The organism is Bradyrhizobium sp. STM 3566 (assembly GCF_045571445.1).
Classification (GTDB): domain Bacteria; phylum Pseudomonadota; class Alphaproteobacteria; order Rhizobiales; family Xanthobacteraceae; genus Bradyrhizobium; species Bradyrhizobium vignae.
This window is the reverse complement of sequence record NZ_CP120692.1, coordinates 3905763-3914795: the sequence shown is the minus strand read 5'-3', so window position 1 is coordinate 3914795 and position 9033 is coordinate 3905763. Positions and strand designations below refer to the sequence as shown.

The following is a 9033-nucleotide window of genomic DNA, read 5'->3' as shown; positions in this document are numbered from 1 at the left end:
AAGCGCGATGAGATTTGGATGAATCGTCATCGCGCTTTAGCTTGTTGTTTACGCATGATCTTTCCGGAAAACCGCTTCGCACTTTTCCGGATCATGCTTTAGGCCGCAATCCGCTGATCGACAGGGGCCGTCAGGAACTTGAGCGCTCTTGCATGTGCAAGATCGGGAACCGCGATCGCCGTGTGGCTGTACATCGCATGCGTCCGCGATTTCGCGATCCTGTCCAGGATCTCGCTGCCCTTGATGACGTGGAGGCCCATGCCCTCCTCGGTGGGGAAGATCGCCAGCACGACATCGTAAGCCGCGATGACGGCTCTGAGCGCTTCGGCCTTGTCTTCGGCGACGTCGACGAAAATACGAACATCAGCTGCGAGTTCACGCAGCTCGTCAAAATCCAGCACTGTGGGGATACTCCAACGCAACGAACCTGATGGGAGCTTGGCCGCGTTAGGTTACTGAAGCGTCAACAATGCCTGCGGAGCCACAGGTTTCACGCGGAGGTGACGCGGCGGGTGGGATCAACTGGACTCTCGAACAGCGAAAGCCCCGCCTGGGGACAGCGGGGCTCTCTGGTGGGGCGAAGTTCAGCGACTTCAAACATAAGACGCGTCAACCGCTGAATGGTTCAAAAAGAAGGTGGGCGTGTCCGGCGGCATCATTAGGGCCGGGCGTCCCCGAGAACCGTGCTTGCGTTTTCGGCCTCGATGGGTTCTAAGCCCGATCACTTCATGACTTCTGGCATGAATCAGCAGCGTGCCCCCGCGGTTCGGCCGCGTCCCCAGCAGGAATTGCGCGCGCCCCCATTCAGAGGAATTCAGACATGGCGAAGATGACGAAGACCCAATTGATCGATGCAATTGCCGAGGGCACGCAGCTTTCGAAGAACGACGTGAAGTCGGTGATCGAGTACATGGCGACCGTCGGCTACAAGGAGCTCAACGAGTCCGGCGAGTTCGTCATTCCCGGCTTCGTGAAGATGTCGGTGGTGAACAAGCCGGCGACCGAAGCCCGCATGGGCATCAATCCCTTCACCAAGGAGCCGATGCAGTTTGCGGCGAAGCCCGCGAGCAAATCGGTCAAGGCCTCGCCCTTGAAGGTGGCGAAGGACGCGGTCTGAGCCGCCGACGATGTCATCGTCGCCGGACTTCTTGCGACGGCGCAATGATCAATGGCTGAAGAAGAGGTGGTGCTCGGCGATGGCGATGCCGAACACCGCCACGACGATCAGGACAAATCACGGCGCGCGCCGCTCGCTCCGTCCGGGCGCGCCCTGCGGCTTTCCGCAAGCCGGGCAGAGCGAAAGACCGATCGGGATTTCGTTCTCGCAGAACTCGCAGATCATCAGCGGCTCGATGGCGTGTCCCGCGGCGCAAGCTTCAGTCGCGCCGAACGAGCTTCAATCGCGCCGAACGGCTGCGCCGCGCGGTTGCCGGCCCGCTGATTTCGGACCGTCAATGCAGAAGGCGAGACCTCGTTCCGGTCGCCGCAATCCGCCCTTACAAATCATCGCAAGAAAAACCCCGCGCTTTCGCGCGAGGCTCTTCTCACCGACGGCGTTGGGATTTCAGCGCCTGGCCGTCAGCATGGGCGTAACTTAAAGTTGAAATGCCAAAAAGCAACGGCGCCGCAATGACGGAGTATGTTCGTCAGGCGGCGCTGCCGCGTGACTGGGCGCTGAAATCCCCAGCTTCCATAGGTCTCTGCCGCGCCGAAAAGGTTCAGCACGAAAACTCTCCCGAGGGCTGGACTTTTTGTTCTCTATTTGTTCTAATGTGGACAGCCTTGGTGGACCATTGGGAGGGTGCTCATGACCGTCGAAAAGCAGCGCGAAGTGATCAGGCTGTGGAACGAGCTCAGGAAGCTCGAGGGGCCCGCCGCAGAAGAGCTCCGCATCCAGATCCTCGAATGCTTCTCGAAAGACAAGTCGAAGCGGGCGGCTTGATCCATCGGCAACGACACGCGGCAATGCGCAGGCGCGGGCTCGTTCTGAGGGGCGCGCTTGCTTGTCGCCGCAGCATTTGCCTGCGACGGGTCCTGCCGTCCGAGACAGCGCGCGCTTTCATCAATCATCCCTTTCATCAATCATTAGGAACTGCTCCACGCTGATTTTTGCGACTCCGATTCGTTCTTCGAAAACGAAATGGAGTCGGATGCAGAACAGGTCGCGCCAGGCCGCGGCGATGCGACCGCGCGTATTGGAACGAGATGGCGTGATGCTGGCGCAGTCCCCGCCGCTGTCTTGTCCGCAAGCAATGTGGTGAAGGAGGAGCCGCATGGAAGTGTGCCGGCCTGATCGAGGTCGCAAGAGGATTCGTTAAGAACTGCTCCGCGCCGTTTTCCGTGATTCCGATTCGTTCTTCGGGAACGAAATGGAGTCGAAGCTGGAACAAAGCCGGCCGCTCTTTCACCGCTGCTTGCGGCAGAGGTGCCGCCTCTGGTCTGCCTAACGATAACTTGCACCGATGCCGATAACCCTTTTCGGTTAGGTTAAAAGCCCAATCGCGTTGCGCTTGCCGCGGGTTGGGGTAGGTGTCGGGCAAAGACAAGCAAGAAACGACTTTGCCAAGAAGCAATTTTGCCATGATGCCTTTTTCGGAGCCGTCCTTTTTTCAAGGCGACCGGCACACCTACCGGCGCGTCGCCGTCGTCGGCACGCTGTTCTGTCTTACCTTCGTGGTGATCAGCTTCTCGCTGCGGCCGCAGGCGGAGGACACGCGCGTTGCGATCAAGGCCGACCGGCTGGTGCGCACGGCAGGCCAGACGGCGCGCGCTAATTAGCTGTCATCGCCGTAGCTGCGATCGTCGGCCGGCGCTTGCGGGCTGGCGGCGCCGCGCGAGGCGAGCGCCACGAAGCCGGCATAGCCGACCAGATTGAGCAAAACCTCAAGCCACGCGGGCATCTCGGGGTCTCTTTCCACTTTCCGCTCAGCGTAAGGGAACTCAACGTCTGCGCGCAATCCTGGTTCCTTGCTCTCGCAAAGAAACTCAGACGGGAGAGGAGGGATCGAGCCGGCGGCCGAGGGTCGCGACGGATTCGCTCGAGGGCTGCTGCTTCAGGAACTCGGCGATGGCCTGCGCCAGCTCGCGGTCGCTCATCGGCGTCGGCGGCGGGCGCAGCGCGCCGACACCGAAGCTGCGGACGATCTCGTCGTAATGCTCATCGTCGGATCTGGGAACCAATTTGCGAATACGGGCCAGCAAAGCGGATAAGGGCAAACCTTCCTCCTCGATCGTCCACCCCGCTGGCAGCAATGGTGGTCTGCTGCCATTTGCTCCCGTGAGACTGAAAACCCCGCCAGCATCGCGGAGATGCTGACGGGGTTACGTGCTGATGCCTCTACCCGGATGGCCAAGGCTCACACCTGACGAATCAATCTGCATTCGGCGATTTCGTTCCCGTTGCATCGAGATTTTTCCACCGTGGTCGTTTCTGCCGGTCGCGCAACCATGGCAGGTGCCCGGGGTTATCCCGCGAGACGCGAAGGAGGACATCATGAAGAAAACACTGGCAGTTCTGGCCACCATCGCGGCCGTCGGCGTGACCGCCGTCGCGGCGCCTGCACCGGCTGAGGCGCGTGGCCGCGGCATCGGCCCGGGCCTCGCGTTCGGCCTTGCCGCCGGCGCGATCACCGCGGGCGCGATCGCCGCCTCCCACCCCTATGGCTATTACGGTCCCGGCTACGCCTACTATGACGGCCCGAGCTATTACTACGGACCGGGCCCCTACGCCTATTATGGCGGACCGTACTACCGCCACCACCACTGGCGGCATTGGTAATCCCCAATAGCGAAAAGCCCGGAGCGATGCTCCGGGCTTTTTTCATTCGTACGCCTTCGCGCCTGCTTGCGCGATGATGCTAGGGCCAGAGCGATGGCCGCTCGACCTTGCGGGCGTTCTCCAGTGTCGACACGAAATGTTCTTCGCGCTCGCGCTTGAACTTTTCCTGCGTGGCACGGAAGGCGGCGACACGGGCGGCGATCTCGTCGCGCTCACGAACCTTGCGTTCTTCGTCTTCGGTCATGTCAAATCCCCTCTACACCCGAGTATGTGCACATCCGAACTCAAGCGCTGCCGCCGCAATCACGTTGAGTCGCGTCAACACATCCATTGGCGCTCCTGAATGGGGCGTCAATGGGGAGGAGGCATTGCAGGATTGTGATAAGCGTAGGCCGGGAAAAATTGCGGAGCGCATTGCGTTCGCGCTTGATAAGAGAGTCAACGATCTTGCCGCTTGCGCATGTTGCTGTCAGGCAAAACGAGTCGGGAGGCGCGATTGATCGCATCGGATCTTCAGAGCGGCATCGAGCGCCTCGGCGGCATGATCGCCGAGGCCAGAACCATCGTGCCGTTCACCGGAGCCGGCATCTCGACCGAGTGCGGCATTCCCGACTTCCGTTCGCCGGGTGGAATTTGGACGCGTAACCGTCCGATCCCATTCGACGAGTTCGTTGCGAGCCAAGAGGCGCGGGACGAATCCTGGCGCCGGCGCTTCGCGATGGAGGAGGTCTTCGCGGCGGCGAAGCCCGGCCGCGGCCATCGCGCGCTGGCCTCGCTCTACCGCGCCGGCAAGGTTCCCGCGGTCATCACCCAGAACATCGACAATCTGCACCAGGCCTCGGGCTTTGCGCCCGAACACGTGATTGAACTTCACGGAAATACCACTTATGCGGGCTGCATCGGATGCGGGCAGGCCTATCAGCTCGATTGGGTGAAGCGCCGTTTCGACGACGATGGCGCGGCGCCCAACTGCACCACGTGCGACGAGCCGGTGAAGACCGCCACGATCTCCTTCGGCCAGATGATGCCGGATGACGAGATGCAGCGAGCAACCGCGCTGTCGCAAGCCTGCGATCTCTTCATCGCGATCGGTTCCTCGCTCGTGGTCTGGCCGGCCGCGGGCTTTCCGATGATGGCCAGGCGCGCAGGTGCACGTCTCGTGATCATCAATCGCGAGCCGACGGATCAGGATGACATCGCCGACCTCGTCATCCACCACGACATCGGCGCGACTCTCGGGCCCTTTGTCGGCAATTGAGGCATCAGTTTGATTCGCGGCTGTGCAAGCTGTTCATAGGTTCCGGCGAATCTCTTTTTTGTCTATGCGCCGCAACCGGGAGTGTTATCTTTTGAGTCGAAGATTCGCGTCGCGTCGAACCGAGAACAATCTCTTAAGACGCGTGATTCGAGCGCCGCCAATGTGGCGGGTAGCATGGCAGTGTGGGGTCCGGGGTTATGGGGTCGTCGGACGGATTTGAGTCCAAGAAGCTTGGAGTTCCCGGACAGGGCACTTCGCCCGGGCGAATGACGCCGGGCGAACACGGCGGTGCCGGCCGCGAGGGCGCACTCAATCCATTCAGCGGGCTTGGTGAGACCGGCGCCAACCTCGTCGAGGTCCGTGGCGTCATCAAATGGTTCGACGCCTCCAAGGGCTATGGCTTCATCGTTCCCGACAATGGCTGGCCGGACGTCCTCCTGCACGTCACCGTGCTTAGGCGCGACGGCTTCCAGACGGCTTATGAAGGCGCCCGCGTCGTCGTCGAATGCATCCAGCGCGCCAAGGGTTACCAAGCCTTCCGCGTCGTCTCGATGGACGAGTCGACCGCGATCCATCCGGCGCAAATGCTGCCGCCGCGCACCCATGTCACGGTGACCCCGACCAGCGGGCTGGAACGGGCCCAGGTCAAATGGTTCAACCGGCTGCGCGGCTTCGGCTTCCTGACCTGCGGCGAGGGCACGCCCGACATCTTCGTGCACATGGAGACGCTGCGCCGCTTCGGCATGACCGAGCTCAGGCCAGGCCAGTATGTCCTGGTGCGCTTCGGGCCCGGCTCCAAGGGCATGATGGCGGCCGAGATCCATCCGGAAACCGGATCGCCGGGATTGCAGTCGCACTAAAGGCTCGAGTTCCCGCAATCGTGAGCAGAGGCGTGCCGGCTGGCTGGCGCGCCTCTTTCCTTTCCGGCGGTCGCCGCGTAAGGACTGGCCAAGTCCCACGCCTTGAGAGCCCCCATGAACTTTGATCGAAAGGCCGTCTGGTCCGTTGCGAAGGGCTGGCTTGGCGCCATCCTCGTCGTCGCCGGCTTGGCCGTCGCGAGCGCACCTGTCGGCGCCGCCAGCTTCCAGCCGCTCGAGATCGTCACCAAGAACGGCGTGCAGGTGTTCTCGGTGGAAATGGCAACGACCGAGGAGGAGAAGCAGACCGGCCTGATGTATCGCAAGGAATTGGCCGACGGCAAAGGCATGCTGTTCGACTTCAATCCCGAGCAGGAAGTGTCGATGTGGATGAAGAACACTTACGTCTCGCTCGACATGATCTTCATCCGCGCCGACGGCCGCATCCTGCGCATCGCCGAGAACACCGAGCCGTTGTCGACGAAAATCATCTCGTCCCGGGGGCCCGCCCGGGCAGTGCTGGAGGTGGTGGCGGGAACGGCGCAAAAGTACGGCATCCGCCCTGGTGATCGCGTCGGCCACCCTCTGTTCGGCAGCAAATAAGGCGGGCAGGCCCCCGGCGCTTGCCGGCCTTGCGGGCGGCTTTGGACGCTTGCTGGCGCCTTTGGAAGCTTGCTGGCGCCTTGGGAAGCGTGTATCGACAAGGCTTGCCGGACATTCGGGGTATAGCGCAGCCTGGTAGCGCGGCAGTTTTGGGTACTGCAGGTCGTTGGTTCGAATCCAGCTGCCCCGACCAACAAAATCAATCACTTAGCCTCGCGTCGCTGCTCTAATCTTCCCAGAAAATATTGCTGGGAATGCCATGGGAAGGTTGTGCAGGAGCGGTGAGGGTGGTAGCTTTGGGCTTCCTCGGATAAGGGCAGCGCTAGTCGCCGTCTCCCGAGTTTCTAACCGGCCCCCGTGAGGGCAAGGCCGCAGATGTCCCCGGGCTTCCGGACAAGGCGCCGATCTGACCCAACCACCCGTGAGGCCATTCACGCGGTGGATTTCGCGTTTACTGCAGCGGCGAGTCAATTTGACTCAGGGACATGTTCAACCTGTTGGCGCAGTTTCCGCGAGGGTAGCGGGGGCGCAGAATGGGTGTTGCAGCGATCGGATGGATCTTGCTCGTGGTTGTTCTGGTCGCAGTGCTGGCCATCGACAGCACCCTGCGCCGCAAGGACTAGCTGGTGTGGCCAGTAGAGAGGCCCGCCAGCGTAAGCAGGCGGGCCTCAGTATCGTGTGCTCTCAGCCGGCGGGCGTGCGCCGCCAGCCGCTATCGGGGGTGCGCTTCATGACAACTCCATCTGCCCAATCATCCTGCGAATGATCTCACGCTCGGAGTCACTGAGGCGGCTTAGCTTCTCCTTGAGGCTCTCAGGTGTCGCCGCCGCAGAGCGCGCGCGCCGCTCCTCCATCATTCGCTGCAGGCCCTTGAGGTCGCCGCGGATCAGCCATTCCACGCTCACGCCATGGATCTGGCAGTAGTCGACGAGTTCCGCGGTGATGGTGCGCCCGATCTTTGGACAGCGCGGCAGGTGCCACTCTATCGCCAACCAAAGGGCACGGCGGTTCATCTGCTCGTACTTCGATCGGCCGGCGGCATCCAACCTACCTTCCGGCGAGTTGCGCCACTCTCGACGCTGTATCGCGGCCTCGCGACGGCGCGTTAGAGCAAGACGGCTTGGTTTCTTGCTCATGCCATCGCTCCCTGCTGCCAGTCTTGCGTGCCGACCTGCTCATACAGGCCTTTCCAATCGTCGATGCCGGATTCCGCGGGATCTTGCTCAAGGTCGCGCCGATCACCTGCTGCCCATCGCGTTTGGTCGGTATGATGCTCTCCGAGGCTGGCAAGGGACGGCTCCAGGTCCGGGTCCGGCTCGGTGCTATCGAGGAAGGCGAGCAGCCGCTCGATTTCGTCCTGGGCCTCTTTGCGGAGTCGCCCCAGCGCCTGGAAGAACTGCTCGGGGGAAATGTCGGTTCGACGGTAAAGCTCACCAGCGGAGTCCGCTGGCCTTCCTATGGTGGTTTTCATGGTGGTTTCTCAAGGTTTGGCTTCTAAGGGCCGATCGCCGTGACGGACGGCAAAGCCGGGGTCTTAGAACGAGCCTTGAGGACTCGCGGCGTAGCCTTTGGGGTTTCCCCTTGGACATCAGCCGTGGGCTTGGCGGCCCAAGGCATTGCTACGCCACCCCGGCCGTGATACGTCACAGCCAGGTCGGCGCACCCGCCAAGGTGCAGCCACTGCGCTAAAAGCCCGCCAAGGCTCGTCGCGCTCGACACTACCGCCGCCAAGCGGTCGCTGTCGCTCTCAAGGTCAGGGTTCTAAGGCCCACTGACCAATCCATCACTGATTTGGTGATTTTTCAATTAACAATTCCCCTCAAATGGGGGGAAACCGCTTGCGTGCGCCCTGTGGTTGCGGAACAAAGACGCGGGCGCAGAGTGCCGATTTCAGGGCCGGGGAAAACATGCAAAAGCGAGATACCGAGATAGATCCAGAGTTTCTGGACGTAATCATTCAGTCACTGTCGGCCCTCTCGAGCGTGGCAACTATAGCATCTACCTGGCTAATGCTGCGCCAACAGCGGGAGGGCATTCCTCCTGCCGGTGAACCAACGCTTGATCATGTGAGACAACAGCTCCGCACCCTGCGTCGCAACCTTGAGGACACTTTTGAAGCAGCTGAATCGGTTCTTCGGGTTCTGGAGCAGGCGCATGCGAGATCTGGAGCGCATCTTCTAGATCAACAGCCTCGATTCGGCGCTGGCATCGCTCTCACAACGGAAGAGATGCATCGTCTGAACAACTTCCTCAATTCGATGGAAACAGCGGCTTTGCACGCGCGTAATGCCGCACGAAACATCATTAACATGGCGGCCGCGCAACACATCGCAGACATCCAACATTTCACTTTCGATCCTGCTGAATTTAACAAGCAGCTGAATTCTATTCTGTTTGACAGCCGAACCTTGGGCGAGGCGGTGACCAAGCTTCGACTGGCTCAGCAGCAAGCGGAAGATTTCGTGAGCGATTTTGAGCGTGCGCTCCGGCGCAACTGAGCCTCTTGAACAAAGTCGCCGAAGGCAGAAAGGCGCGCG

15 protein-coding genes and 1 tRNA gene are annotated in these 9033 nt (G+C 61.3%); 10 read left to right on the top strand and 6 right to left on the bottom strand.

Features of this window, described 5'->3' with window-relative positions; genetic code table 11:
* Window positions 1–98: 98 nt before the first annotated feature.
* Window positions 99–401 (bottom strand): hypothetical protein, encoded by a 303-nt coding sequence (locus P6U27_RS18815; protein WP_122403337.1) that lies wholly within the window; start codon window positions 399–401, stop codon window positions 99–101.
* Window positions 402–820: 419 nt separating this feature from the next.
* On the opposite strand from P6U27_RS18815, the gene P6U27_RS18810 reads away from it, so the two are divergent.
* The 4 genes from P6U27_RS18810 (at window position 821) to P6U27_RS18795 (ending at window position 2778) form a co-directional block, all read left to right on the top strand.
* Window positions 821–1117: an HU family DNA-binding protein gene (locus P6U27_RS18810; protein ID WP_008558895.1), complete on the top strand. Its 297-nt coding sequence runs from the start codon at window positions 821–823 to the stop codon at window positions 1115–1117.
* Window positions 1118–1183: 66 nt separating this feature from the next.
* Complete coding sequence (locus P6U27_RS18805) at window positions 1184–1441, top strand: hypothetical protein (protein WP_209294298.1); 258 nt, start codon at window positions 1184–1186, stop codon at window positions 1439–1441.
* Between the two features lie 366 nt (window positions 1442–1807).
* Window positions 1808–1942 carry a hypothetical protein gene (locus P6U27_RS18800; RefSeq protein ID WP_283810521.1) on the top strand — a complete coding sequence of 45 codons (135 nt, stop codon included), beginning with the start codon at window positions 1808–1810 and terminating at the stop codon, window positions 1940–1942.
* 638 nt (window positions 1943–2580) lie between these two features.
* Window positions 2581–2778 carry a hypothetical protein gene (locus tag P6U27_RS18795; protein ID WP_209294316.1) on the top strand — a complete coding sequence of 66 codons (198 nt, stop codon included), beginning with the start codon at window positions 2581–2583 and terminating at the stop codon, window positions 2776–2778.
* On the opposite strand, the gene P6U27_RS18790 is transcribed toward P6U27_RS18795, so the two are convergent.
* Window positions 2775–2900: a hypothetical protein gene (locus P6U27_RS18790; RefSeq protein ID WP_283810994.1), complete on the bottom strand. Its 126-nt coding sequence runs from the start codon at window positions 2898–2900 to the stop codon at window positions 2775–2777. The genes P6U27_RS18795 and P6U27_RS18790 overlap by 4 nt on opposite strands.
* Before the next feature lie 85 nt (window positions 2901–2985).
* Window positions 2986–3180: a hypothetical protein gene (locus P6U27_RS18785; protein WP_407194408.1), complete on the bottom strand. Its 195-nt coding sequence runs from the start codon at window positions 3178–3180 to the stop codon at window positions 2986–2988.
* 313 nt (window positions 3181–3493) lie between these two features.
* Here P6U27_RS18785 and P6U27_RS18780 point away from each other — a divergent pair, with 313 nt between their 5' ends.
* Window positions 3494–3778 (top strand): hypothetical protein, encoded by a 285-nt coding sequence (locus P6U27_RS18780; protein ID WP_122406684.1) that lies wholly within the window; start codon window positions 3494–3496, stop codon window positions 3776–3778.
* 79 nt (window positions 3779–3857) lie between these two features.
* Here the strand turns inward: P6U27_RS18780 and P6U27_RS18775 are convergent, their stop codons facing one another.
* A complete protein-coding gene (locus P6U27_RS18775) occupies window positions 3858–4022 on the bottom strand; it encodes a hypothetical protein (RefSeq protein WP_407194407.1) in 165 nt (54 codons plus the stop codon).
* 252 nt (window positions 4023–4274) lie between these two features.
* On the opposite strand from P6U27_RS18775, the gene P6U27_RS18770 reads away from it, so the two are divergent.
* The 4 genes from P6U27_RS18770 to P6U27_RS18755 all read left to right on the top strand — a co-directional run bounded on the left by P6U27_RS18770 (window position 4275) and on the right by P6U27_RS18755 (window position 6689).
* The gene (locus P6U27_RS18770; RefSeq protein ID WP_407194406.1) at window positions 4275–5036 is read left to right on the top strand and encodes an SIR2 family NAD-dependent protein deacylase; all 762 of its coding nucleotides are present in this window, start codon (window positions 4275–4277) and stop codon (window positions 5034–5036) included.
* A 266-nt stretch (window positions 5037–5302) separates the two neighbouring features.
* Window positions 5303–5896 carry a cold-shock protein gene (locus tag P6U27_RS18765; protein WP_407194405.1) on the top strand — a complete coding sequence of 198 codons (594 nt, stop codon included), beginning with the start codon at window positions 5303–5305 and terminating at the stop codon, window positions 5894–5896.
* Between the two features lie 114 nt (window positions 5897–6010).
* Window positions 6011–6496, top strand: a complete 486-nt coding sequence (locus tag P6U27_RS18760; protein WP_129145704.1) for a DUF192 domain-containing protein — start codon at window positions 6011–6013, stop codon at window positions 6494–6496.
* Between the two features lie 116 nt (window positions 6497–6612).
* A tRNA-Pro gene (locus P6U27_RS18755) sits at window positions 6613–6689 on the top strand.
* A 535-nt stretch (window positions 6690–7224) separates the two neighbouring features.
* Here the strand turns inward: P6U27_RS18755 and P6U27_RS18750 are convergent.
* Together P6U27_RS18750 and P6U27_RS18745 are read right to left on the bottom strand one after the other, a co-directional pair.
* Complete coding sequence (locus tag P6U27_RS18750; protein ID WP_407194404.1) at window positions 7225–7632, bottom strand: hypothetical protein; 408 nt, start codon at window positions 7630–7632, stop codon at window positions 7225–7227.
* Window positions 7629–7967: a hypothetical protein gene (locus tag P6U27_RS18745; RefSeq protein ID WP_407194403.1), complete on the bottom strand. Its 339-nt coding sequence runs from the start codon at window positions 7965–7967 to the stop codon at window positions 7629–7631. The genes P6U27_RS18750 and P6U27_RS18745 overlap by 4 nt, the downstream gene beginning before the upstream one ends.
* Window positions 7968–8403: 436 nt before the next feature.
* On the opposite strand from P6U27_RS18745, the gene P6U27_RS18740 reads away from it, so the two are divergent.
* The gene (locus P6U27_RS18740) at window positions 8404–8994 is read left to right on the top strand and encodes a hypothetical protein (protein WP_407194402.1); all 591 of its coding nucleotides are present in this window, start codon (window positions 8404–8406) and stop codon (window positions 8992–8994) included.
* Window positions 8995–9033 lie beyond the last annotated feature (39 nt).

What these genes read in the sequence shown, in the direction of transcription:
- P6U27_RS18765 (WP_407194405.1), top strand. Translation starts at nt 5,303, where the DNA reads ATGACGCCGGGCGAACACGGCGGTGCCGGCCGCGAGGGCGCACTCAAT.
- P6U27_RS18740 (WP_407194402.1), top strand. Translation starts at nt 8,404, where the DNA reads ATGCAAAAGCGAGATACCGAGATAGATCCAGAGTTTCTGGACGTAATC.
- P6U27_RS18760 (WP_129145704.1), top strand. Translation starts at nt 6,011, where the DNA reads ATGAACTTTGATCGAAAGGCCGTCTGGTCCGTTGCGAAGGGCTGGCTT.
- P6U27_RS18745 (WP_407194403.1), bottom strand. Translation starts at nt 7,967, where the DNA reads ATGAAAACCACCATAGGAAGGCCAGCGGACTCCGCTGGTGAGCTTTAC.
- P6U27_RS18800 (WP_283810521.1), top strand. Translation starts at nt 1,808, where the DNA reads ATGACCGTCGAAAAGCAGCGCGAAGTGATCAGGCTGTGGAACGAGCTC.
- P6U27_RS18775 (WP_407194407.1), bottom strand. Translation starts at nt 4,022, where the DNA reads ATGACCGAAGACGAAGAACGCAAGGTTCGTGAGCGCGACGAGATCGCC.
- P6U27_RS18780 (WP_122406684.1), top strand. Translation starts at nt 3,494, where the DNA reads ATGAAGAAAACACTGGCAGTTCTGGCCACCATCGCGGCCGTCGGCGTG.
- P6U27_RS18795 (WP_209294316.1), top strand. Translation starts at nt 2,581, where the DNA reads ATGATGCCTTTTTCGGAGCCGTCCTTTTTTCAAGGCGACCGGCACACC.
- P6U27_RS18750 (WP_407194404.1), bottom strand. Translation starts at nt 7,632, where the DNA reads ATGAGCAAGAAACCAAGCCGTCTTGCTCTAACGCGCCGTCGCGAGGCC.
- P6U27_RS18810 (WP_008558895.1), top strand. Translation starts at nt 821, where the DNA reads ATGGCGAAGATGACGAAGACCCAATTGATCGATGCAATTGCCGAGGGC.
- P6U27_RS18790 (WP_283810994.1), bottom strand. Translation starts at nt 2,900, where the DNA reads ATGCCCGCGTGGCTTGAGGTTTTGCTCAATCTGGTCGGCTATGCCGGC.